We start from the raw sequence: 22,815 nt of genomic DNA, 5'->3' as shown, positions 1-22,815 counted from the left end.
CGATGAGAACCAAGCAGCCACGAGCAGTCGGTCCCACCAGAGTGCAGGCGGGACCGCGCAAGACCGGATTACGGATGGCGGGTCTCGCCTTCGGGGTGTGCGTCGCGCTCTCCGGGTGCACCGCCGCCGGGACCTCGTCCGGTCCCGACAGCGAGCAGGCACAGGCGTTGGCGCAGCAGCTCAACGACAGGCTGGAGGCGGCGGGCTTACCGCCGGTCGACCCCTCCACCGCGGCCGTGCTGTACGGGACCGACGGCGGGGTGAGCTGCGAGAACGTCGGAGAGCTGCAGCAAGAACTGGCGTTGGCGCAGTTCGGCAACAACTCCATCCATTTGCGGCGCGTGGTGATGGACCCGACAGTCCTCGCCTACGACATCGCCGTCATCGAGACCTACTGCCCGGACCTGGCACAGAAGCTCCAAGACGAGATCGGTGTGCTGGAGACCGAAGTGACCATTTCGACCCGCTGAGCGACGACCGCGAGGCGTAGACCACCAGATGAACCGAGCGCGAGCCCTGCCCGCGAGACACGAGGAGCCCTCTTTATCATGTTGCACAACAAGAACTCAGTCCGCGCCGACCTCGAGGACGACGTCTTCGCGTCGAGCGACCTGTCGGTCGCCATGCCGAAGTACAAGTTCCCACAAAACGAACAGGTGCCGCGGCACGCGTACCAGGTCGTCCACGACGAGCTGATGCTGGATGGGAACTCACGCCAGAACCTGGCGACGTTCTGCCAGACCTGGGTCGACCCTGAGATCCGGGACCTGATGGCGTTGTCGGTCGACAAGAACATGATCGACAAAGACGAATACCCGCAGACCGCCGAGCTCGAGGCGCGTTGTGTCCACATGCTTGCCGACCTCTGGAACAGTCCGGATGCAGCCAACACGATGGGCACCTCGACCACTGGGTCGAGCGAGGCAGCCATGCTCGGCGGGATGGCGCTGCTGTGGAAGTGGCGTGAACGTCGGCGCGCTGACGGCAAGCCGACCGATCGACCCAACCTCGTCTGCGGCCCGGTCCAGATCTGCTGGCACAAGTTTGCCCGCTACTGGGACGTCGAGCTCCGCGAGATCCCGATGGAGGCCGACAGGCTGATCATGTCGCCCGAGGAGGCGGTCAAGCGGGTTGACGAGAACACCATCGGCGTCGTGCCCACGTTGGGCGTCACATTCACCTGTCAGTACGAGCCCGTGGCGGACGTGGCTGCAGCGCTGGACAAGCTGCAGGCCGATACCGGACTCGATGTCCCCATCCACGTCGACGGGGCCAGTGGGGGTTTCATCGCACCATTCGTCGACCCGGACCTCGTCTGGGACTTCCGGTTGCCGCGGGTGAAGTCGATCAATGCCTCGGGTCATAAGTTCGGCCTTGCTCCGTTGGGCGTCGGCTGGGCGGTCTGGCGCGACGCGTCCGATCTGCCGGAGGACCTTGTCTTCCACGTCAACTACCTCGGCGGCGACATGGCCGTCTTCGCGCTGAACTTCTCTCGGCCCGGCGGACAGATCGTCGCGCAGTACTACAACTTCCTTCGGCTCGGGAGGGAGGGCTACCGCAAGATCCATGAGGCGGGTTACCAGACCGCGCACTATCTCGCCGATGAGATTGCCGGGATGGGTCCGTTCGAGATGATCTATGACGGTCGGGGCGGCATCCCGGGTCTCACCTGGAAGCTGAAGGAGGGCGTTGAGCACGGATTCACCCTCTTCGACCTGGCTGATCGACTGCGGAGCCGCGGTTGGCAGGTACCGGCCTACACGCTGCCGCCACACCGGGAGGACCTGGCGATCCAACGGATCCTGGTTCGACACGACTTCAGCTTGGATATGGCCTCGCTGCTGCTCGACGACTATCGGCGCGCGATGAAGATTCTGGAGAACCACGCGCCGAAGGAGTCGATGACAGAGGAAGAGGCCGGTGGCTTCCATCACTGACGCCGGGCCCGGGGCAGCGTGCGCGCCGGCGTTGTGGCCGCTAGGGCAAGACTTTGACTCAGATCGGTCACCATGGACCCGAGAGAACGGCTGCGCCGGCTAGCGTTCAACCAGATGCCGGTGGAGGATCAGACGACAGCCAACTCGCTCAGCTGGGCCGAGCCATCGCTCGACGCGAAGACCATGATGCTGGTCCAGCTGGGCGCTCTCGCGGCGATGGGCTGTGGCAGTGTTCCTTCCTACGGTGCGCTCACCGACAGTGCGGTGAGCGCCGGAGCAAGTGTCGACGAGATCGTGGACGCCCTCGTGGCGGTCCTCCCGATCGTCGGCCCGGTGCACGTCGTGACCGCGGCTTCCCAACTGGCACTGGCCCTGGGTTATGACACCGAGGATCTCTCCGACGGGTGAACCGTGGCAGTCGGGCTGCTCAGCCCGACTGCCCGGTCAGCCCCCGACCAACCCGAGGACTGTCGCTTGGCGCACTGCCTCACGGCGCGACGAGACGCCCAGCTTGCGGTAGATGGCGGAGACCTCGGACGCGACGGTGTTGCGCGAGACCTGCAGTCGTTGGGCTATGTCGACGATTCGGAGGTGGGTTTGGAGATATGGCAGAACTCGAAGCTCTGCCGGCGTGAGCGGCACGCTGGAGGGTAACGCGCTGCTCATCGCGGGCGTCGTCATCTTGCGGAACTCGGCCACCTCATCGACCAGGGTGCCCAGACGTGGTCGGCGGGCGAGAATATCGTCGATCTCGCGCAACAGGTGCCGGGCACTGCCTTGGTCGCCCCGGGTCCAGAAGACCTTGGCCAGTTGGAGTCTGCCCCTGGTCGCCAGGCAGGGGAGCACGAAGGTGGAGGCCGCCCGCGCCCGCATGGCCCGGGTGACGTGGCGGTCGGCCTCGGCCAGGTCGGCCCGATGGACCGCGAGACGCCCCGCAGCCGCAAAGGGCAGCAGGCTGATGGCGTAGTCGTCCATCAAATGCTCCTCGACCATGCTCAGCGCGAACTCGACGTGTTCGGCGGCCTCGTCCCAGCGGTCGTCGTCCATGTCGAGAAGGGCCAGGCCGGACTCGCTCAGCACGACGGCGTCGGTGTTGCCCGCAGCGAGGCCGATGGCAGTCCCTTCCTCGAACGCCGTCGCCGCGCGCGCGGGTGCGCCCGAGAGCAGGTGCGCTTCCGCCAGCACGGAGAGCGCCATGGCCCGCCACGGGCTCCACTCGGTCTCCTCGCCGACACAGAACTCGGCATCGCCCATCATCTGTTCGGGACCGGCCGGACACATCATGGCGCGCAACATCGATCGAGAGGAGGCGAACGACGCGGAGCCGCTCGTCGGCGTCTGGTCGAAAGAGGCGTCAGCTACGACAGCGGCCCACCGTTGGGCTTCGATCGTCTGTCCGACGGACGCAGCGACCCAACCGGCGAGGACCGCCAGTGGCGGATAGTCCGTGATCGTTGAGTCGCCGAGTGCTGTCATCCAGCGCTGGATCGTCGAAACCCGTCCTTCGCCGTAGGTGGTGCGCACCAACTCGGCGACGAGCTGAGCGCACCGATCCCTCTGGGTGGTGCCCAACAGATAGTCGACAGCCATGGCCGGGGCACCGTGGGCCTGGAACCAGTCGGCTGCGCGCAGGTGCAACCTCTCAATCAGATCCGGATCGGTCCGCCGAAGCTCGCCGAGCAGGAAGTCGCGAAACAAGGCGTGGTAGCGATACCACTCCCGCCGCCGATCGAGCGGGACGAGGAACGAGTTGGACGCTTCAAGGGTCCGAAGCCGGTCCTGGGCGTTCGACTCCTCCAGAACGGCGTCGCACAGCGGCGCGTGGAGCTGGTCGAGGATCGCGGTACGCCGCAGGAACCGTTGGATCGCCGGGTCGAACGTACGAAAAACCTCGCGGTGAAGGTAGTCGGCGATGTACCTGTCGTCACCCGAGACCGCCCATGCTCCGCTTGGTACGTCGCGGGCGATCAAGGCGGCGAGCTGCAGACCTGCCGGCCAGCCTTCGGTCCGCGCGGTCACCTCGGCCGTCTGTTCGGGCGTGATGGTGACGTGGGCGGTCGCGAAGATCTGCGCCGCAGCCCTCGCGTCGAGGGTGAGGTCTGGCGCGGTCAGCTCGACGGCGTCGCCCAGGGCACGAAGTCGCGGCAGGTGTGGCTGTGCGTAGCGGCTTGCGGTCACGACCTGGGATCCCGGTGGGATCGCGGCCAGAACAACGCTGAGCACGTCCTGGCAACCGGGTGAGCGCAGCTCGTGGACGTTGTCGAGCAAGAGGATGAACGGTTCCGGGGCCCGCGAGAACGCCGACGCGATGCGTGGTGCTCCGCGGCCCAGTGCAGCGGCGCTCAGACCGCTCATCGCGGCGGCCAGCCCGGCATGTTCTGGCACTGCCCGCTCATAGGCCGAGGCGAGGAGGAAGAGGAGGGTGTTCGGGTCGTCATCGAGTCGGTCGAAGGACAACCAGCCGACGCGTCGACGCTCCTGGCGCGCCCACTCGGCCAGCAGCGTCGATTTCCCGTAGCCGGCGGGGGCGGTGACACCGACCGCGACCGCGCCACTGTTGCGCGCCGCGTCCGTCAGCACCGCCCGACTCACCAGACCGGGACGAGGCTGGGGAACGGAGAGCTTGGCGCCGAGCAGGACATCGTCCAGCCCGAGCTCCGGCGGACCGGGTCCGCGGGCGGCGGTCACGGCCGCCAGCGTGAGCGGACACTGGCGTCGACGCGAGTCGACTGATTCGGGCGAGTCATCGGGTGGTTCATCGGCCTTACCCCTTAGAGACAGCTATTCGTGCATGTGCCTAACGCAGCCATCACCCCCGGTGTCTCCACTATGCCGGATGATCTGGTGCCCGTCGTCCCGGGGTCGGGATTTCTTGCTGACAAGGAGTCTTTCGACCGTACATCGGCTTGGCAGGCAGACCCGTCGGTCGGCCGGACCTCTAGAGAACTCGACGCGGTTCGCCGCCCGTACGGAGTCGGGCGACTGGGCGGTCTCACGCCGTGTCCGCGCGCTGGCTCTGGGTGTCGGCCGGGCTCGCCTCGCCGTGGCGGGCAAGGCTGACCGCGCCGGCCACTGCCAAGAGGAAGCCGACCGCGGCGACGACACCCCACCCCGGGCGGGGCTGGTCGCCCAACAGCAGCAGGCCCACCAGGGCCGGGGCCACCGTCTCCCCGACGACGAGCGGCGCCGTGGCCTCGGTGACGCTGCCGCGTTGCAGCGCGATGGAGTAGGTGAGCATCGCGACAACTCCTGCGGCGGCGAGTGCGTAGGTCGCCGGGCTCTCCAGCAGCGGGCCCACCTCCTCGAGGATGTGGCGTGGCGACAAGTTGCCAGGAAGCATCCGCGAAGCGATAGCGGTGGCCCCGAAAGCCAGACCCGCGACGGCGCCCAGGGCCCGCGCGCCGGCGGACCCCGGCAGTCGGCCCAACGGGATCGCGGCCCCGGCGAGCAGCAGGACCGCCACCAGCAGACCCCACTGTTCGGCGTTGCTGACGTCCACGCTGCGATCCTGCGTGGCGGAAAGGCCGACCAGCACCAGCCCACCGACCACGACGGTGATCCCGATGCGGTCCGCACGGCTCAGCGGCATCCGCAGGAACAGCGCCCCCAGGATGGCCGTGATCGCGAGGAAGCTCGCCACCACCGACTGGACCACGAACAGCGGCAGGCTGCGGACCGCGACGAGGCTGAGCAAGAACCCCAGACCGTCGATGCAGATGCCGGCCAGGTAGGTCCAGGAGCGGAGCAGGCGAACCATCAGTCGAGGGTCCAGACCCTCCACGGCCTCGGCGCGGCGCGCCGCGACGGCTTCGAGGATTGAGCTCACGCCGTAGCAGAGTGCCGCTCCTGCAGCAGCCAGCAGCCCAGTGAGCACCTAGCCATGCTAACCGCACTCGCGGTGTCGAGGTGGGGAATGTGTGGACTGACTCCAATTATGGTCGTCGTCGAATCGCCGACGACGGGCACGCTGCCGGCACGGGTCGCGGCGGCGCCGGCTGCTCCAGGTAGCGCGGGGTGCGGTATCCGCGGATTCGGGCGACTCTGCCGCGGTTGCCGTAAGGGAACCACCAATTCGACCCTTGCTCGCCCCCTCGCCGCCGGCGGACGTTAGCGTGGCCCCATGGCGAAGAGCGCGGCAGCGATGATCAGGGTGGGCGAACGCGACGTGCGGGTGTCTAGCCCCGACCGCGTGATCTATGAGGCCACGGCGCTCACGCCGGCCGTCACCAAGCTGGCCGTGTGCGAGTATTTCGCGGCGGTGGGCGACCCGCTCATGCGTGCGGTGGGCGGGCGACCCACCGCGATGGAGCGCTGGCCCAACGGTTATCGCGAAGGAATGAGGCTGGCCACCGGCCCGATGGACAAGGACGGCGACGGCTTCTACCAAAAGCGCCTGCCGAAGGGTGCGCCCGACTACATCGAGACAGTGAGCATCACCTTCCCCAGTGGACGGACCGCGGACGAGCTGTGCCCGACCGAGCCGGCTGCGATCGTATGGGCCGCACAGATGGGTACGTTGACCCTGCACCCGTGGCCCGTGCGGCAGGCGGACGTGGACCACCCCGACGAGCTCCGGATCGACCTCGATCCGCAACCGGGCACCACCTTCGCCGACGCCCAGCGGGTAGCGCTGGTCACCAACGAACTGCTGCTCGAGCTGGGTCTGCGGGCGTATCCCAAGACCAGCGGCAACCGGGGGGTGCACATCTACGTGCGGATCAGACCGGAGTGGACCTTCGAGGAGGTGCGTCACGCTGCCATCGGTCTCGGACGAGAGCTGGAGCGGCGGGACGGGGGAGTGACGACGAACTGGTGGAAGGAAGAGCGCGGTTCGAGACTGTTCATCGACTACAACCAGAACAACCGGGACCGCACCATCGCCAGCGCCTGGAGCTTGCGCGCTCGTCCCGGTGCTCCGGTGTCGACGCCGCTGACGTGGGAGCAGCTCGCGGAGCTGAAGGATCCGCGGACACTGCACCTGTACAGCGTTCCCGAGCTCCTTGCCGACGGTGATCCCTGGGCGGACATGGACGATCAGGCGTACTCACTCGACCCGTTGCTCGACCTCTGGCAGACGTTGCCCGGCGGTGAGCTCAACTTCCCGCCCGACTACCCCAAGATGCCCGGTGAGCCGCCACGGGTGCAGCCGTCGAAGAAGGTCGAGGGACATTGGGATGAGGAAGGCAACCGAGTGGCGCAGTAGCCGGCGAGGACCCGGGTCAGCGTCTGACGTACTCCACGAAGAGGGTGTGGTCGTCGGCGTACAGGGCGAAGTCGAGCTGGCAGTCCATCGGCTCCGGCAGCATGGCGCCGCTGGTGGTGCGCGACCCGTCCCCGCCGACCAACCGGGGAGCGACCGACAAGGACACCCCGTCCACCAACCCGGCCGCGAGCAGGTCGCGATGCAGACGCGGGCCGCCTTCGCAGAGCAGCCGTTGCAGTCCGCGCCCGGCCAGGGCGTCCACCATGTCGACCACGGACACCTCGTCGTCACCGAAGCCGAGTACGTCGATGCCGGCGTCGGTCAACCGGGACACGTCCCCACCGGCGCCGGCCCTCGAGGTCACGACCAGCACGTCGCCATGGTCGCCATCGGGCACCGCCACCGAGGGGTCGATCTGCAGGGAACCGCTGACGATCACCAGCAGCGGAAAGGGCGACAAGCCCTCGGCCGCGCGCAGCTCTCGCTGCCACGGCGCCAGATCGACAGCCCGGTAGCCTTCCGCCCGCGCCGTACCGGCCCCGACCACGATGGCGTCGGCCAACGCCCGGTGCAGCGCGAACACCTGGTGGTCGCTGATGGTGTTGATGCTCCCGGACCGGCCGTCGGGCCCCTGGATCGAGCCGTCGAGTGAGGTGACGAAGTTGCTGCGAAGCCACGGGCGACCGTCGGCCGGCAGCGGACTGCGATAGAGCGCGATCAACTGGTCGTCGTTCAGCTGCCCACAGGCCGCAGGATCACTGCGCGAGAAGATGAGCTGCACCGGGCCATCCTGACACGGGTCGTGGCGTCTTGATCAGGGCGCATGCTGTCGCCCCATGTCGTCGCCGCAAGCGGTTAGGGCACAATCGCCTTATGGCCTCCAGTGACAAGAAGAAGCAGAAGTCGACCGGCGCACCGCCGACTGGTCCGGTGTCCGGCCTCAGCGAGCTGCTCCGACTGCCGACCGGGCCCGTCACGCTGGCCGATTTCGATCCCCGGGCCACTCCCGGCGTTCCGGGCACGAAGGCGGACGCCCTTGCGCTGCAGCAGGTGCTGATGCCCGAACTGTCGGACCTGCAGGAAAGGCTGTTCGCCGAGGGTCGGGTCGAGGCACCGAACACCCCGAGGGTGTTGATCATCCTGCAGGGGATGGACACCTCCGGCAAAGGTGGAGTCATCCGCCACGCCATCGGCATGGTCGACCCGCAGGGGATCAAGATCAAGGCGTTCAAGCCGCCGACCGCCGAGGAGCGCGAGCACCATTACCTGTGGCGAATCGAACGCGAGCTGCCGCCGCCCGGCATCGTCGGCATCTTCGATCGCTCGCACTACGAGGATGTTCTCGTGGCGCGGGTGGACTCGCTGGTGGAGCAGTCGGTCTGGTATGCCCGTTATGACGAGATCAACGCTTTCGAGTCCGCCCTGGCATCGACCGGCACCGTGATCATCAAGTGCTTCCTGCACATCTCGTCGGAGGAGCAGAAGTCACGGTTGGCCGCCCGGCTGGACAACCCGGCCAAGCACTGGAAGTACAGCCCCGGCGACGTCGACGCCCGTGCCAACTGGTCCGCCTACACCGAGGCGTACGAAGCCGTCCTGGAGCGCTGCAACACCTCCGCCGCCCCGTGGTTCGTGGTGCCGTCGGATCGCAAGTGGTATCGCAACTGGGTGGTGGCTCAGCTGCTCGTGGAGCACCTGTGTCAGATGAACCTGACTTGGCCGGTCGCTGACTTCGACGTGGAGCAGGAGAAGGCACGGTTGGCTCGGACGTAGACCTCTGCTAATCCGCGCATCCAGTGGGTTCAGCTGAGGCGCAGCCAGATCGTCAGGCTCCGACGACGCTCAGATGCCGCACCGGAGCCGGCTCGGCCTCAGTCGCCGGCGACCCGTCCAGATCGACCAGGTCCATCGCTGCCACGACATAGCGGGTCAGCGCCGTCTCGGCGATCTCCGGCTGGGCGCCCAGCGGGGCGGAGACGGCGACAGCCCCAGCCTCGTAGGCGAGTTCCGCCTGCCGGGCGTACTGCACGCCCGGGGCGAGGAACCAGCTGCCGACGGCGATGTAGCGGCGACCCTGGTTGCGCAGGGTACGGATCGCCTCGGCGGTCGACGGACCCGACACCGACGAGAACGCGGTGACGCAGGGAAGCTTGTGGTGGTTGGCCCACTGCCGGGCGCGGCGGTTGACGATGGCATTGCTGCGGACGTCGGTGCTGCCGGCGGCGGCGAAGACGAGGCCGTCGAGCTCACTGACGCGGCGGAGGCGTAGTGCGTCGCGCAACTGCCGGTCGACGACCGACAGCAGGGAGGTCTCCGGGCCGATCGGCCGCGACGCCAGCACCCGCAGCTGCGGGTGAGCGGCGGTGACCTGGGCGAGGACGGCGGGGACCTCGACCTGGGCGTGGAACGCGTCCGAGAGGAGCAGCGGGACGAAGACGATCTCGCTCACGCCGCGGCGGACCAGCTTGTTGACCACCTGGAGGGCGGACGGCGAGCAGTAGTCGAGGAAGGCGACGTGGACGTCGAGCTCCGGCCGGAGCGCGAGGACACTGGAGCGAATCTCGTGGCTGACCTGCGCGACCCGGGGATCCGTGCTGCCGTAGCCCAGCAGGACGAGGGAGGGAGCTGTCATGACTGTCCCCTTTCAGGAGTTCCAGCGATGGGCGAGGTGGGCACGCGGAGCGGGCTGCTTCCGGCCATGCCGGCGCCCAGGGTCCAGCCATCCGCCTCGTCCACGATGATGAACGCGCCGGTGGTCCGGTTCTCGCGGTAGTTGTCGATCGGCAGGGCGGTGGCGAGCGTGAGCTTCACCCGGCCGATGTGGTTCAGGCTCAACCGGTCCGCCGGCACCCAGGACGGCATCGTTCCCGGCTCGAGGTCGAGGTCGAGGGTGGCGTCGACCGACTTCACGATCGCCTTGGCGATCGCTGTGCCGTGCTGCACCAGCACCCGGGCACCGACCGTCAGCTCCCGCTCTGCCAGCCAGCAGACGGTCGCCGTGAGGTCACGGCGTGGCGACGGCGGCGAGTCCGGGGCGGCGAAGATGTCGCCGCGGGAGACGTCGATGTCGGTGTCGAGCCGCAGCACCACCGACTGCCCGGCGACGGCCTGCTGCAGCGGGCCGTCGGGGGTGTCGATCGCCTCGATCCGGACGCGGCTGCTGCGGGGCAGCACCACCACCTCGTCACCGACCTTGACCCGCCCGGTCTCGACCCGTCCGGCGTAGCCGCGGTAGTCGCCGTCGACCGGGGGCGTCTGGGCGGCCCACGGGGCGAGCGGGGCGCTCTGCGGGCGCACGACCTGTTGCACCGGGAACCGGAAGTCGGCACCCACGGCCAGCGGGGTGTCGTCGACCTCCTCCAGGTAGCCCAGCACGGTGGGGCCCTCGTACCAGGGCGTCCGCGATGAGCGGGTGACCACATTGTCGCCCTCGGTGGCCGACACCGGGATGCAGTGGCTGTCGCCCACGCCGAGACTGCGTGCCAACAGGGCGAAGTCGGTGGCGATCCGGTTGAACACCTGCTCGGAGAAGTCGACGAGGTCGATCTTGTTCACGACCAGGACCACGTGCGGCACCCGCAGCAGGGCAGCCACCGCCAGGTGCCGACGGGTCTGCTCGACCACACCGTTGCGGGCGTCGACCAGCAACACGATGACGTCGGCGGTGGAGGAGCCGGTCACCGTGTTACGGGTGTACTGCACGTGACCTGGGCAGTCGGCCAGGATGAACTTGCGCGCCGGGGTGGCGAAGTAGCGGTAGGCCACATCGATGGTGATCCCCTGCTCGCGCTCGGCCCGCAGGCCGTCGGTGAGCAGCGCCAGGTCGGCCGTCGCCAGACCCTTGCGCTTGCTGACCTTCTCCACATGGTCGAGGGTGTCGCTGAGCACCGAGTTGGTGTCGAACAGCAGACGGCCGACCAGGGTCGACTTGCCGTCGTCCACCGATCCGGCGGTGGCCAGCCGGAGCAGCGTCCGGCCGCCGGTGACGGGAGTGCGCGCCATCAGAAGTACCCCTCACGTTTGCGGTCTTCCATCGCCGCCTCGGACATCCGGTCATCGGCCCGCGTAGCGCCACGCTCAGTCAGCTGGCTCAGCCCGACCTCGGTGATCACATCGGCGACGGTGCTGGCGTGCGACAGCACGGCGGCGGTGCAGGACATGTCACCGACGGTGCGGTAGCGGACCGCCTTGGTCTGCACGGTCTCACCGTCGAGGACCGGGGTGACCTCGGTGATCGCAATCCACATGCCGTCCCGCTCGACCACCGGACGCTCGTGGGCGTAGTAGATCGAGGGCAAGGCGATCTTCTCGGCCTCGATGTAGTCCCAGACGTCCAGCTCGGTCCAGTTGGAGAGCGGGAACACGCGGACGTGCTCGCCGGGCAGATGCCGACCGTTGTAGATCGACCACAGCTCAGGCCGCTGGTTGCGGGGGTCCCACTGGCCGAACTCGTCGCGCATGCTGAACACCCGTTCCTTGGCCCGGGCGCGCTCCTCGTCGCGTCGACCACCGCCGAACACGGCATCATGCTTGCCGTTCTGGATGGCTTCCAGCAGCGGCACCGTCTGCAGCGGGTTACGAGTGCCGTCCGGGCGCTCGCGCAGCCGGCCGACATCGATGTAGTCCTGCACGGACGCCACCGCCAGCCGTGCGCCGTAGTGCACGACTGCCTCGTCGCGGAAGGTCAGCACCTCGGGGAAGTTGTGCCCGGTGTCGACGTGCAGCAACGAGAACGGGATCGGCGCCGGCCAGAAGGCCTTCGCCGCCAGGTGCAGCATCACGACCGAGTCCTTGCCGCCGGAGAACAGCATCACCGGCGCAGCGAAGGTCGCGGCGACCTCACGCAGGATGTGGATCGACTCCGACTCCAGCGCCTGCAGCTCGGTCAGCGGGCGTACCGGCGAGATCGTGCCGGTGGTCAGGCCCTGGCCGGCGGCCCCCAGGGCCGTCGTCACAGCTTCGGTCATGGCAGCTCCCTCTCCAAGACGGCGGACAACAAAGCCTTGGCCATGTGCACCGACGTATCCAGGTCCACCTGGGCGGTGTCCAGCACCAGCTCGGCGGTGTGCGGCTGCTCGTACGGGTCGTCGACGCCGGTGAGCCCGGTCAGCTCGCCGCGGCGCGCCTTGGCATACAGGCCCTTCACGTCGCGGCTTTCGGCCACCGCGAGCGAGGTGGAGACATACACCTCGGCGAACGGTACGTCTGCCTCGGCGTGCGCGGCGCGGACCACCTTGCGTGCTGCGGAGTAGGGCGCGATGACCGGGACGAGAACGACCACGCCATGGGACGCGAGCAGCTGGGCCACCCAGCCGATCCGGGTCACATTGGTATCGCGATCCTCGCGGCTGTAGCCGAGTCCGGCGGACAAGTGTGGCCGGACCTGATCGCCGTCGAGGACCTGCACCTTCACTCCACTGGTCCGCAGCTCGTCGGCCAGCGCGTGCGCGATGGTCGACTTGCCCGCGGACGGCAGGCCGGTGAACCACAGCGTGGCTCCGCTGTCGGCAGCCGGATGGCGGTGCCGCTGGTCGGGTTGCGTCATCGCTAGCGCTTCCGTCGTCATAGGTGGATCCCGCACTCGGTCTTAGCCAGGCCTGACCAGCGGCCGGCCCGTGGGTCATTGGAGTCGGCACGCATGGTGCAGGGTTCGCAACCGATCGACGGATAGCCGTCCTCCAGCAGCGGGTTGACCATCAGCGAGTTCGACTCGATGTAGTCGGCCACGTCGGCGTCGCTCCACCGCGCGATCGGTGCGAGCTTGATCAGCTTGCGGCGGGGGTCCCAGGAGACGACCGGGGTGTTGGCCCGTGCCGGGGAGTCATCCCGGCGGACGCCGGTCGCCCAGGCCGTGTAGGGCTCGAGGGCGCGGTTCAGCGGCGCCACCTTGCGCAACGCGCAGCACTGGTCGGGGTTGCGGGCGAACAGGTCCTTGCCCCAGGTGACGTCCTGCTCGGCCACCGTCTGCTCCGGTCGTACCGAGATCAGGTTGATCTTGTGGACTGCCTGCACCGCGTCGCGGGTGCCGAGGGTCTCGACGAAGTGATAGCCGGTGTCGAGGAACACCACGTCCACGCCGGGCGCGACCTGCTCGGCGAGATGGATCATCACCGTGTCGGCGAGGGACGAGGTCATGACCAGCCCGGCCCCGAACTCCTCGTGCGCCCACTGCAGAATCTCGATGGCCGAGGCGTTCTCCAGGTCGCGGTTGGCGTCCGACGCCACCTGGCTGAGATCGAGGGTGGTGCTCATGGCTGTGCCTCCCGGTCTGATCCACGGTTCAGCAGACCGAGGAACTTCACCTGGAACGCCCGGGAGCAGGCCCGGCATTCCCAGCCGCCGCCTTCGATCGGGAACAGGTCCTCCTCGGCGCAGTACGGGCAGTGCATGACCGCCTGACGGGTCTGGGAGATCTCGCTCATGCCAGCACCGCGTCGTCGGCCCGGGTGACCCACTGGGCGAATCGCTCATCCTCGTCGCGCCCGGCCAGGTACGCCTTGGCCAGCCGCTCGACGTAGGCCGGAACCTCCTCCGCGGTGACCTTGTGCCCGCGGAGCTTGCGCCCGAACCCGGCGTCCATCCCGAGCCCACCGCCGAGGTGGACCTGGAATCCCTCGACCGGGGTGCCGTCGGGTCCGGGGACCAGCTGGCCCTTGAGGCCGATATCGGCCACCTGGATCCGGGCGCAGGAGTTCGGGCAGCCGTTGATGTTGACGGTGATGGGGCTGTCCAGCTGACCCAGCCGGGACTCGAGCTCGCTAACCACAGTCGCGGCGCGGGCCTTGGTCTCGACGATGGCGAGCTTGCAGAACTCGATCCCGGTGCAGGCCATCACCGAGCGCCGCCAGGCCCGCGGGTTGGCGGAGAGACCGAGAGCTTCCACGTCGGCGACGAGACCGTCGACCTCGCTGGGAGCGACGTCGAGCACCAGCAGCTTCTGCATCGGCGTGGTGCGGATGCGGGTCGAGCCGTGGGCCTCGGCCAGGTCGGCGAACCGGATCAGGTCCTCGCCACTGACCCGGCCGGCGACGGCGGAGAACCCGACGAAGAAGTTGCCGTCCTTCTGGGGGGACACGCCGACATGGTCGCCGAGACGCTCCGGCACTGCCGGAGCCGGTCCGTCGACGAGCTTGCGGTGCAGGTATTCGTCCTCCAGCACCTGGCGGAACTTCTCCGGCCCCCAGTCGGCGACCAGGAACTTGATCCGGGCACGCGTCCGCAGCCGGCGGTAGCCGTAGTCGCGGAACACGGCGCAGACGCCGGCCCACGCGTCGGCCACCTCGTCCAGCGGGATCCAGGCACCGAGCCGGACGGCGAGCATGGGGTTGGTGGAGAGACCGCCGCCGACCCACAGGTCGAACCCGGGCCCGTGCTCGGGGTGCTCGACTCCGACGAAGGCGACGTCGTTGATCTCCGGCACCACGTCATGCAGGGGGTGCCCGGTGATCGCGGTCTTGAACTTGCGCGGGAGGTTGGAGAACTCCGGGTTGCCGACGTAGCGGGCGGCGATCTCGCGGATGGCCGGCGTCGGGTCGATGATCTCGTCGGCGGCGATCCCGGCCACGGGGGAGCCGAGGATGACCCGGGGGCAGTCACCGCAGGCCTCCGCGGTGGACAGGCCGACCGCCTCGAGGCGGCGCCAGATCTCGGGTACGTCCTCGATCCGGATCCAGTGCAGCTGGACGTTCTGCCGGTCGGTCACATCGGCGGTGCTGCGCGCGAAGTCGACAGAGATCTGTCCGATCACCCGCAGCTGCTCGGTGGTGAGGGCGCCGCCGTCGATCCGCACCCGCAGCATGAAATAGCGGTCGTCGAGCTCGTGCGGGTCAAGGGTGGCGGTCTTGCCGCCGTCGATCCCTGGGCGGCGCTGGGTGTAGAGCCCCCACCAGCGGAGCCGGCCCCGCAGGTCGCTCGGGTCGATAGAGTCGAACCCGCGATGCGCGTAGATGTTCTCCACCCGGGCGCGCACATTGAGCGCGTCGTCGTCCTTCTTGAACTGCTCGTTGGGGTTCAGCGGCTCGCGGTAGCCGAGCGCCCACTGTCCCTCGCCGCGCGGCTTGCGGCTGCGGGCGGCTGGACGAGCGGCGCCGGTCCGTGCGGTGGGCGCGGGCCGATCGACACTGGTCTGGCTCGGTGCTGCGGTGGAATTCTCGGCCGGGCTCTGCGTGGTCATTCTCGTCCTCAGGCGTGGGAGGGCACTCCGGGTTCGACGGCTATGAGCCGGCGTCCGGGGCGTAGCTGGGGGTCAGTACGCGTGCAGACAACACATCATCGACTCCGTCCGACTGAGGTCGACGAAGCGGCGCGCGGTCAACCCAGCAGGCTCCCACTTAGCCATCCGTGCCGGCATGGACCAGGCACGGATCGTGTGAGAGAGGATGCGCATGTGATCAACAGTGATCCGTACGCTCTGGCAGATCAAATCCGATTCCAAGGGACGAGACGCCGTTCCAAAATGTGGACAGCCCTGCGTCCGTCAGCGTCCGTCGGGACGTCCGCCCGGCGGCGGGTCCGCCAGCAACGCCGCGGAACTCGCGTGGTCGATGCCGGATAGGGCCGGCCACACCTTGTCCACCGCGGCGTTGAAGGCCGCGCCGATGAGGACCGCGATGGAGATCAGATAGAGCCAGACCAGCAGCGCGATCGGCGCGGCGAGGGGCCCGTAGATCGAGGTGGACCCGGCCGACAGATCGAGGGCCACCCGCAGCAGCGCGCTGCCTCCGATCCAGAACACCAGCGTGATCGCCGCCCCCGGCAGGTCGGCTCGCCACCGGGTCCGAACCGGGACCGACAGGTGATAGAGCGTGGCCAGGATGCAGACCGAGCCGAGCAGCACGACCGGCCAGTAGAGCGTGCCGACCACCTCGAGCCGGTTCGGCAGCAGCTGGTCGACGAACCCGGGCCCGGCCAGCACGAGAGGCAGCAGCACCACCCCGACCAGAAGGAAGACCAGATAGAGGGTGAACGACAACGCCCGCGTACGGACGATGCTGCGCCGCCCCGCCAGGCCGTACATGATGGTGACCGTGTCGACGAACACGTTCAGTGCTCGTGAACCCGACCACAGCGCGATCACGAAGCCGATGGAGATCACCTCGAAACGACCACCCGACAGCACCTCGTCGATCGTCGGCTCGATCACCGAGGTCACCGCGTCCTGGCTGAGTGCGCGGGCGGCGAGCTCCAGCAGCTGCTCCCGGAAACCGGCGATGGTCGAGACGTCGAAGCGCTGCGCGACGAAGCCGATGGCGCCGGCCAGGCCGAAGATCAGCGGTGGCAGCGACAAGATCGCGAAGAACGCGGCCTCGGCGGCCAGCCCGCTCACCCGGTAGCGCAGGCACGCGCCCACCACGTGGGTGATCACCTTCCAGCTGGCGCGCAGCCCCGCGCGGCAACGACCCCAGGCGGCAGTCCGCGCCTCGCTGGGGGACTGGTGCCGCACGGTCATGGGCCCAAGGGTAGGCCGGGAGCAGGCTCGCGCTCGGGACGCTCGCGGGAGCCGTCGTACGGCCGAAGGAGATGGCTGGAGCGGCAGCCACCGTGTCGCGGCGCGCGCGGTAGGCCGGGGTAGCGTGGTGTATGACACGACGACGAGGCCGTGGTCGCTCTGTTCCACCGCTGATCAGGAAGAGCCTTCGTGCCAGTCGCCATTCTCGCCCTTGCCCTCGGCGCGTTCGCCATCGGCACGACGGAGTTCGTCGCCATGGGTCTGCTGCCCGAGATGGCGGCCGCGTTCGACGTCTCCATCCCCACCGCGGGGTGGCTCATCACCGCGTACGCGATCGGGGTGATGATCGGTGCGCCGACGCTGATCGCTCTCACCCACCGGCTGCCGCGCAAGAAGGTCCTGATCGCGCTGATGGTGCTGTTCGTGGTGGGACACGTGGCGTCGGCGTTGGCGCCCAGCTTTGAGCTGCTCCTCGCCGCACGGGTGCTGAGCGCCTTGCCGCACGGGGCCTTCTTCGGGGCGAGCGCCGTGGTGGCGCGCAAGCTGGCCCCGGCCGGCAAGGAGGGACAGGCGATGTCCCTGGCCATCACCGGGCTGACGGTGGCGAATGTGATCGGCGTGCCGCTCGGCACCGCGATCGGGCAGAACCTGGGCTGGCGGGCCACCTTCGCCGTCATCGGGGTGATCGGTCTGGTCGCCGTGGCCGGGTTGGTCGCCCTCGTGCCGGCGGTTCGTACGTCCTCAGCCAGCCTGCGCTCGGAACTGGCCTCCTTCGCTCGGCCGCAGGTCTGGCTGACGATGATCATGACTGTGCTCGGCTTCAGCGGCCTGTTCACCGTGGTCAGCTACGTCGCCCCCATCATCACCGAGGTCGCCGGATTCTCTGCCTCCGCGGTGCCGTGGGTGTTGGTGCTCTTCGGCCTGGGCGCGACCAGTGGGAACCTCCTCGGTGGGCGACTGGCCGACTGGTCGGTGTCACGAACGTTGATGCTCGGATTCTCGAGCCAGGCGGTGCTGCTGGTGTTGTTCTTCCTCACCGCCGCGCAACCTGTCGCCGCCGCCGCGGGCGTTTTCGTGGTCGGCTTCGGCGCCTTCGCGATGAGTGCCTCGATTCAGACCCGCGCCATCGTGGCCGCCGGTGGCGGCGCGAGCATGGTGGCCGCGGCCCAGCAGGCCGCGTTCAATCTCGGCAACGCCTTCGGCGCTTTCCTCGGCGGGGCAGTGATCGCCGCCGGCTTCGGATTCCGGGCGCCGATCCTGGCCGCCGCCGCGCTCACCGCACTCGGCCTCGGTGCGACCGTGGTCGCCCGCCGGCTCGACCACAGCGGGCGGATGCCGCTCGAGCCCGCTGATGCCGGCTTGCCGGTCGTCGCCGCCCGGATCCCGTCCGTGAGCTGACGCAGCCCGTCGGCCATGAGCTGACGTGACCCATCGACCCTGAGCTGACGCAATGCGTCGGGCGGGCCCATCCCGACCGACCGTTGGGAAGCGTTTGCCTCGTGTAAACCGGTTAACTATGCTCACCGCTTCGATGGCTACGCCCGACGTAGACCCTTCCCGATGAGGTGCATGTATGGCCGTAGGTTCGGATGCCCCCCACAGGGGCGCCCAGCTGACCAAGCCCGTCGACGATGCCCGGGATGCCCGTTGACCATGCTGAGCTCGCCGGTCGCGAGCTTCGGGCAGCGGAGCCGGCGGATCCTCCAAGACGCATCCGTGGCGGCGCTGCCGCCGCGGACCTCGATCTTCGGGCAGGTGGCGCGGTTGGTGCACGGACTCGACCTGTTCGACGAGGCACTGGAGGAAGCCGCCGAGGTGATCACCTCGCGGATCGACAACGCCGACGTCACCTTGTGCGGTGTGCTGCGCCTGCTCGAGCTGGAGCGGGACAGGCCGGGACTCCCCGGTCGCCAACGACGGGCCCTGCTCGACGCGGTCGACGGGTTCCGCTACTTATGGGACTACCCCGGTGAGGACACCAGGTGTTTCCACACCGAGAACCACCAGATCCTGCTCCACACCTGCCAGGTCGTGGCCGGTCGGCTGGCCCCGGACCAGGTGTTCGCCGGCACCGGGGTCACCGGGGCCGAGATGGTCGACCACGCCAGGTCGCCTCTCAGCCGGTGGCTGCGGCTGCGGGCGGAGGTCGGGTGGAGCGAGTGGCTGTCCAACACCTATCTGGAGCACAACGTGCTCGCGCTGGTGACCCTGCACGACTTCAGCCGCGACACCGACATGGTCCGAGCGGCGTCGGGACTGCTCGACATGCTGCTGGTCGAGCTGACCCTGCACTCGATCGATGGAGTCTTCGGCTCCACCCACGGCCGGACGTACCCGGATGTGCTGGCCGACGGTCATCTCAGCGCGACCGCGACGCTGGGTTGGTTGGTGCACGGGCTGGGGGAGCCGACGGAACCTTCCATCGGAGCGGTGGCGCTGGCCACCAGCTCCTACCGGCCGCCGGCCATCGTGGAGCTGCTCGCCCGGGCCCCGGGCGCACCGGAGACGACCTGGCAGCGGATGAGCTTCGGTGCGGTTGCTGAGGCGTCGCTCGACCGCCATCCGGTGAGCGAGGTCAACATCATGACGTACCGCGGGCGACAGGTGATGTTGAGCGCTGCCCAGAGCTATCGGCCCGGCAGCCCCGGTCACCAGCAGCACATCTGGCAGGCGACGCTCGGCCGTCGTGCCCAGGTGTTCACCAACAATCCCGGCAGTGTCGACCTGATCTCCCGGCCGAACTTCCTGGCGGGCAACGCCGTGCTGCCGCGGGTCGCCCAACACCACGACGTCCTGATCTGCCTGCACCAGCCGGACCGGGCCGCGGCGTACCCGTACGCGCACGCGCATTTCCCACCGGCCGAGTTCGACGAGGTCCGGGCGGAGGGCCGGTGGCACTTCGGCCGCAAGGGCGGCGGTTTCGTCGGCTTGTGGTGCTCCACGCCGCTCGTCCGCGACGGCTCTCAGCTGCGAGCCGACGACGGCACCTCGGCCTGGGTGTGCGTGGTCGCCGAGGAGTCGACCGGCTCCTTCGACGCATTCTGCGCCGCCCACCAGGCGGCGCCGATCACCTACCAGCCGGACCAGTCGATCACCGTCGACTCCCCGACCCAGGGCCGGATCTCCTTCGGCTGGGACCTGCCGTTGATGGTGCAGGGGACGGAGGTCGCCCTCACCGGCTACCCCCGGCTGACGTGCGCGTACGGCGGCGAAGTGGCCCCAGCGCTGTGGTCCCTGGAATGCCAAGATGACAGCCTCACCATCGATCTTCGATGGCTCACCGAACGGATCTCCTCATGACCTCGCCCCGAACTCTGCCGTCCGCTGCGGAGCCGTCCGCAGTCTTCGTCTCCGCGGCCACCTCCGCTCTCACGACCGCCGTTCCGGGTCCCTCCGGCTGGTCCGGTGACGGCATTGAGGTGGCCTTGAACCCGCGTACCGACGGCGGCGTCGACGTCACCGTGTCGGCCATCGCCGACGTGGCGTACGTGGTGCTGCGCTGGGACGCTGCCTTGGCGGACCAGACGCTGTTCCTCGGCGACGCCTGGGAACGCTCCTACGGTGATCTCCAGTGGCGACACCGCCAACCTGAGCGACTGCTGCCGTGGTATTGGCTGGGCCACGACCCGGTCGCCCAGACGACCGTCGGCATGGGTGTCGACGTCGGCCCGGGGGCGCTCTGCGGCTGGACCATCGACGCCGACGGCATCAGCCTCTGGCTCGACCTGCGCAACGGCGGGTCGCCGACGCAGCTGGGTGGGCGCCGCCTCAGTGCCGCCACGGTGCGCCGGTTCGTCTCCGAACCGACCCCCTGGCAGACCCTGACGGCTGCGGTGGCGGCGATGGCCACCCCGCTGGGGGCGATCCGCGACATCGGCCCCGTGGTGGGGGCGAACAACTGGTACTACGCCTACGGCGAGGGCTTCGACGAGGCCGCCGTGCTCGGTGACGCGCGCACGATCGTCGAGCTGGCCGATGGCCATCCGGTCCGGCCGTTCAGCGTCATCGACGACGGCTGGAACACCGGGGGAGCGGCCGGTGGCGGTCCCTGGGACGAGGGCACTCCCGGCGTCTTCGACGACATGGCCGCGATCGCGGGCCGGATCCGTGAGCTGGGCGCCAGGCCAGGCCTGTGGTTCCGGCCGCTGCTGACCCGTGATGCCCAGCTGGCCCCGGTCGCCCGGACCAACCCACGCGGCAACTACGTGCTCGATCCGTCCACGCCGCAGGTGCGCGAGCTGGTCGCCTCGGACCTGCGCCGGTTCGCCGACTGGGGTTTCGAGCTGGTCAAGCACGACTTCAGCAGCTACGACATCTTCGGCCGCTTCGGTCCGGCGATGAACGAGCAGCTGACTGGCGACGGTTGGAGCTTCGCCGACCGCTCGCGCACCACCGCGGAGATCATCCGCGACCTCTACGGCGACATCCGGGCGGCGGTGCCCGAGCTGGTCCTGATCGGCTGCAACACCGTCGGACATCTGGCTGCCGGGCTGGTCGACGTGCAGCGCACCGGTGATGACACCTCGGGGCGGCAGTGGGAGCGGACCCGGCGGATGGGGGTCAACACCTTGGCCTTCCGGGCACCCCAGCACGGTCGGTTCTTCGCCGTGGACGCCGACTGTGTGCCGAGCACGCCCGAAACTCCGTGGGAGCTCAACCGCAGGTTCCTCGACCTGATCGCCGAGTCCGGCACCGCCCTCTTCCTGTCGATCGATCCGGCCACCCGCAATGACACGGTCGATGCCGACATCCGGCGGGCGCTGAGGACCGCTCTCGACGGCGGGAACCCGGCCGGGATCGAACCCCGGGACTGGCTTCACGACCCGACGCCGGTGTCCTGGCGGATCGGTGACCGTGACCAGCGGATCTCCTGGAGCGAGCCGTGGGGGGCCGTTCCGGGGACGGTCTGACGGCATCGACGGGAACGGCGCTCTCGCGAGCGGCATGACTGCCATGATGTCGGACGTGAGTCCAGGACACCTCGTGCGGCGCGGCGCGAACCAGCTGAGACTCGGCGACTTCAACGAGACTGTTGTCCTTGACGCGATCCGACGCAGCGAGGCGGGGGTGTGCAGGTCGGAGCTGGCGCGGCTGACCGGTCTCTCGGCGCAGGCGATCACCACGATCGCCCGGAACCTGCTGAAAGCAGGTCTGGTGCTCGAGGGGGCGCCCGAGCCGATCGCCCGGGGCAAGCCGCGGACGCCGTTGAAGCTCGACCCGACCGGCCAGTACGCCGTCGGCGTGCACCTCGACCCAGGGCTGATCACCTATCTGATCTTGGACCTCACCGGCCGCACGGTCGCCCACGCCCGGCAGCGGACACCGACCGACGTCGACCCGCAGTCGATCGTCGCCGAGATGGCCGCTCAGATCGAGCAACTGATCGAGAGCGCGGGCGTGCGCCGCGAGCGGTTGGGTGGAGTCGGCGTCGTCGCTCCGGGGCCGATCGACATCGACCGTGGCATCGTCGTCGACCCGCCCAATCTCGACGGCTGGCAGCTGGTGCCGTTACGCGACGACCTCGCCGCAGCGACCGGCCTGCCGGTGCTGCTGGACAAGGACGTCACCGCGGCGGCTGCCGCGCAGCGGCGGATCGGGGGGCCGCACGGGGACGGCAGCTTCGTGCTGTTCTACCTCGGGTTCGGCATCGGCGCCGGTGTGGTGCTGAACGACGAGGTGGTGCGGGGCTCCTCCCATAACGTCGGGGAGCTCGGCCACGCGCTGGCCGACCCGGACGGGCCGCTCTGTCCGCGGTGTGGCCGCCGCGGCTGCCTCGGCGAGAGCACCCAACCCCGTTATCTCATCGAGTGTGGAATCGCGGCCGGGGTGCTGCCCGATACGGTCGACCTGGACGACCGCCAGCAGCTGGAGGAGGGCCTGCTGGCTCTGAGCGATGCTGCACTGGCGGGTCAACCGGCGGCGGTGTCGATCATGGTGACGATGGCCGGTCGAATCGCACGGGTCGCCGAGCAGGTCGCGAACCTGCTCGACCTGGACCGGGTCGTCTTCGGCGGTCCGCGCTGGCCCCTGGTTGAGCCGTTTCTCCTCAGGCACTGGCAGCCCGAGTTGATGCAGCGGTTTCAGGTGCGCAAGATCCACCCGCTGGAGATCACCGGCAGCGAGCTCGGGGCCGATGTCTGCGCCGTGGGGGCAGCCAGTCTGGTTCTCGACCACACCTTCTGCACCAATCCAGCCGTGATGTTGATGGGTACGAACAGATGAGGTCT

Annotated in this window: 20 protein-coding genes; 9 read left to right on the top strand and 11 right to left on the bottom strand. The window is 68.8% G+C overall.

Annotated elements, in window-relative coordinates; genetic code table 11:
• Positions 1-2: 2 nt before the first annotated feature.
• The 3 genes from AC1XX3_RS14415 to AC1XX3_RS14405 all read left to right on the top strand — a co-directional run bounded on the left by AC1XX3_RS14415 (position 3) and on the right by AC1XX3_RS14405 (position 2,345).
• Positions 3-470 (top strand): hypothetical protein, encoded by a 468-nt coding sequence (locus tag AC1XX3_RS14415; RefSeq protein ID WP_483321826.1) that lies wholly within the window; start codon positions 3-5, stop codon positions 468-470.
• 78 nt (positions 471-548) lie between these two features.
• Positions 549-1,937, top strand: a complete 1,389-nt coding sequence (gene gad, locus AC1XX3_RS14410; RefSeq protein ID WP_483321825.1) for a glutamate decarboxylase — start codon at positions 549-551, stop codon at positions 1,935-1,937.
• 114 nt (positions 1,938-2,051) lie between these two features.
• Complete coding sequence (locus tag AC1XX3_RS14405; RefSeq protein ID WP_483321824.1) at positions 2,052-2,345, top strand: carboxymuconolactone decarboxylase family protein; 294 nt, start codon at positions 2,052-2,054, stop codon at positions 2,343-2,345.
• A gap of 36 nt (positions 2,346-2,381) precedes the next feature.
• Here the strand turns inward: AC1XX3_RS14405 and AC1XX3_RS14400 are convergent, their stop codons facing one another.
• Both AC1XX3_RS14400 and AC1XX3_RS14395 read right to left on the bottom strand, forming a co-directional pair.
• Complete coding sequence (locus AC1XX3_RS14400; protein ID WP_483321823.1) at positions 2,382-4,625, bottom strand: winged helix-turn-helix domain-containing protein; 2,244 nt, start codon at positions 4,623-4,625, stop codon at positions 2,382-2,384.
• 304 nt (positions 4,626-4,929) lie between these two features.
• Positions 4,930-5,811 (bottom strand): hypothetical protein, encoded by an 882-nt coding sequence (locus AC1XX3_RS14395; protein ID WP_483321822.1) that lies wholly within the window; start codon positions 5,809-5,811, stop codon positions 4,930-4,932.
• A gap of 246 nt (positions 5,812-6,057) precedes the next feature.
• Between AC1XX3_RS14395 and AC1XX3_RS14390 the strand changes: the two genes are divergently transcribed.
• Positions 6,058-7,140 (top strand): DNA polymerase domain-containing protein, encoded by a 1,083-nt coding sequence (locus AC1XX3_RS14390; protein ID WP_483321821.1) that lies wholly within the window; start codon positions 6,058-6,060, stop codon positions 7,138-7,140.
• Positions 7,141-7,156: 16 nt separating this feature from the next.
• Here the strand turns inward: AC1XX3_RS14390 and AC1XX3_RS14385 are convergent, their stop codons facing one another.
• The gene (locus AC1XX3_RS14385; protein WP_483321820.1) at positions 7,157-7,921 is read right to left on the bottom strand and encodes a dihydrofolate reductase family protein; all 765 of its coding nucleotides are present in this window, start codon (positions 7,919-7,921) and stop codon (positions 7,157-7,159) included.
• Between the two features lie 92 nt (positions 7,922-8,013).
• On the opposite strand from AC1XX3_RS14385, the gene AC1XX3_RS14380 reads away from it, so the two are divergent.
• The gene (locus AC1XX3_RS14380) at positions 8,014-8,913 is read left to right on the top strand and encodes a PPK2 family polyphosphate kinase (RefSeq protein ID WP_483321819.1); all 900 of its coding nucleotides are present in this window, start codon (positions 8,014-8,016) and stop codon (positions 8,911-8,913) included.
• A gap of 52 nt (positions 8,914-8,965) precedes the next feature.
• Here the strand turns inward: AC1XX3_RS14380 and AC1XX3_RS14375 are convergent, their stop codons facing one another.
• The 8 genes from AC1XX3_RS14375 to AC1XX3_RS14340 form a co-directional block, all read right to left on the bottom strand.
• Complete coding sequence (locus tag AC1XX3_RS14375) at positions 8,966-9,772, bottom strand: sirohydrochlorin chelatase (RefSeq protein ID WP_483321818.1); 807 nt, start codon at positions 9,770-9,772, stop codon at positions 8,966-8,968.
• Complete coding sequence (locus tag AC1XX3_RS14370; protein WP_483321817.1) at positions 9,769-11,142, bottom strand: sulfate adenylyltransferase subunit 1; 1,374 nt, start codon at positions 11,140-11,142, stop codon at positions 9,769-9,771. Before AC1XX3_RS14370 ends, AC1XX3_RS14375 begins: the two co-directional genes overlap by 4 nt.
• Entirely contained in the window at positions 11,142-12,107 is a 966-nt protein-coding gene (cysD, locus tag AC1XX3_RS14365) for a sulfate adenylyltransferase subunit CysD (protein WP_483321816.1), read from the bottom strand. The genes AC1XX3_RS14370 and cysD overlap by 1 nt, the downstream gene beginning before the upstream one ends.
• The gene (gene cysC, locus AC1XX3_RS14360; protein WP_483321815.1) at positions 12,104-12,685 is read right to left on the bottom strand and encodes an adenylyl-sulfate kinase; all 582 of its coding nucleotides are present in this window, start codon (positions 12,683-12,685) and stop codon (positions 12,104-12,106) included. The genes cysD and cysC overlap by 4 nt, the downstream gene beginning before the upstream one ends.
• Before the next feature lie 17 nt (positions 12,686-12,702).
• Positions 12,703-13,392: a phosphoadenylyl-sulfate reductase gene (locus tag AC1XX3_RS14355; RefSeq protein WP_483321814.1), complete on the bottom strand. Its 690-nt coding sequence runs from the start codon at positions 13,390-13,392 to the stop codon at positions 12,703-12,705.
• On the bottom strand, positions 13,389-13,562 hold the full coding sequence (locus tag AC1XX3_RS14350; protein WP_483321813.1) for a hypothetical protein: 174 nt from the start codon (positions 13,560-13,562) through the stop codon (positions 13,389-13,391). The genes AC1XX3_RS14355 and AC1XX3_RS14350 overlap by 4 nt, the downstream gene beginning before the upstream one ends.
• The gene (locus AC1XX3_RS14345) at positions 13,559-15,313 is read right to left on the bottom strand and encodes a nitrite/sulfite reductase (protein WP_483321812.1); all 1,755 of its coding nucleotides are present in this window, start codon (positions 15,311-15,313) and stop codon (positions 13,559-13,561) included. Before AC1XX3_RS14345 ends, AC1XX3_RS14350 begins: the two co-directional genes overlap by 4 nt.
• A 303-nt stretch (positions 15,314-15,616) precedes the next feature.
• Complete coding sequence (locus AC1XX3_RS14340; RefSeq protein ID WP_483321811.1) at positions 15,617-16,588, bottom strand: YihY/virulence factor BrkB family protein; 972 nt, start codon at positions 16,586-16,588, stop codon at positions 15,617-15,619.
• 189 nt (positions 16,589-16,777) lie between these two features.
• Here AC1XX3_RS14340 and AC1XX3_RS14335 point away from each other — a divergent pair, with 189 nt between their 5' ends.
• From AC1XX3_RS14335 to AC1XX3_RS14320, 4 genes are all read left to right on the top strand, one after another.
• Positions 16,778-17,986: an MFS transporter gene (locus tag AC1XX3_RS14335; protein WP_483321810.1), complete on the top strand. Its 1,209-nt coding sequence runs from the start codon at positions 16,778-16,780 to the stop codon at positions 17,984-17,986.
• A gap of 249 nt (positions 17,987-18,235) precedes the next feature.
• Positions 18,236-19,888: a hypothetical protein gene (locus AC1XX3_RS14330; RefSeq protein ID WP_483321809.1), complete on the top strand. Its 1,653-nt coding sequence runs from the start codon at positions 18,236-18,238 to the stop codon at positions 19,886-19,888.
• Positions 19,885-21,498: an alpha-amylase family protein gene (locus AC1XX3_RS14325; protein ID WP_483321808.1), complete on the top strand. Its 1,614-nt coding sequence runs from the start codon at positions 19,885-19,887 to the stop codon at positions 21,496-21,498. The genes AC1XX3_RS14330 and AC1XX3_RS14325 overlap by 4 nt, the downstream gene beginning before the upstream one ends.
• Positions 21,499-21,544: 46 nt before the next feature.
• Positions 21,545-22,810, top strand: coding sequence for an ROK family transcriptional regulator (locus tag AC1XX3_RS14320; protein ID WP_483322112.1), 1,266 nt, complete (start codon positions 21,545-21,547; stop codon positions 22,808-22,810).
• Positions 22,811-22,815 lie beyond the last annotated feature (5 nt).

Source organism: Microlunatus sp. M237 (genome assembly GCF_056896895.1).
Note: the sequence above shows the minus strand (reverse complement) of the source record. Positions and strands in the feature narration are given on the sequence as shown.

Coding starts and splice junctions, on each gene's coding strand:
- AC1XX3_RS14415 (WP_483321826.1), top strand. CDS start 3: ATGAGAACCAAGCAGCCACGAGCAGTCGGTCCCACCAGAGTGCAGGCG.
- gad (WP_483321825.1), top strand. CDS start 549: ATGTTGCACAACAAGAACTCAGTCCGCGCCGACCTCGAGGACGACGTC.
- AC1XX3_RS14405 (WP_483321824.1), top strand. CDS start 2,052: ATGCCGGTGGAGGATCAGACGACAGCCAACTCGCTCAGCTGGGCCGAG.
- AC1XX3_RS14390 (WP_483321821.1), top strand. CDS start 6,058: ATGGCGAAGAGCGCGGCAGCGATGATCAGGGTGGGCGAACGCGACGTG.
- AC1XX3_RS14380 (WP_483321819.1), top strand. CDS start 8,014: ATGGCCTCCAGTGACAAGAAGAAGCAGAAGTCGACCGGCGCACCGCCG.
- AC1XX3_RS14375 (WP_483321818.1), bottom strand. CDS start 9,772: ATGACAGCTCCCTCCCTCGTCCTGCTGGGCTACGGCAGCACGGATCCC.
- AC1XX3_RS14370 (WP_483321817.1), bottom strand. CDS start 11,142: ATGGCGCGCACTCCCGTCACCGGCGGCCGGACGCTGCTCCGGCTGGCC.
- cysD (WP_483321816.1), bottom strand. CDS start 12,107: ATGACCGAAGCTGTGACGACGGCCCTGGGGGCCGCCGGCCAGGGCCTG.
- cysC (WP_483321815.1), bottom strand. CDS start 12,685: ATGACGCAACCCGACCAGCGGCACCGCCATCCGGCTGCCGACAGCGGA.
- AC1XX3_RS14355 (WP_483321814.1), bottom strand. CDS start 13,392: ATGAGCACCACCCTCGATCTCAGCCAGGTGGCGTCGGACGCCAACCGC.
- AC1XX3_RS14350 (WP_483321813.1), bottom strand. CDS start 13,562: ATGAGCGAGATCTCCCAGACCCGTCAGGCGGTCATGCACTGCCCGTAC.
- AC1XX3_RS14345 (WP_483321812.1), bottom strand. CDS start 15,313: ATGACCACGCAGAGCCCGGCCGAGAATTCCACCGCAGCACCGAGCCAG.
- AC1XX3_RS14340 (WP_483321811.1), bottom strand. CDS start 16,588: ATGACCGTGCGGCACCAGTCCCCCAGCGAGGCGCGGACTGCCGCCTGG.
- AC1XX3_RS14325 (WP_483321808.1), top strand. CDS start 19,885: ATGACCTCGCCCCGAACTCTGCCGTCCGCTGCGGAGCCGTCCGCAGTC.
- AC1XX3_RS14320 (WP_483322112.1), top strand. CDS start 21,545: ATGTCGGACGTGAGTCCAGGACACCTCGTGCGGCGCGGCGCGAACCAG.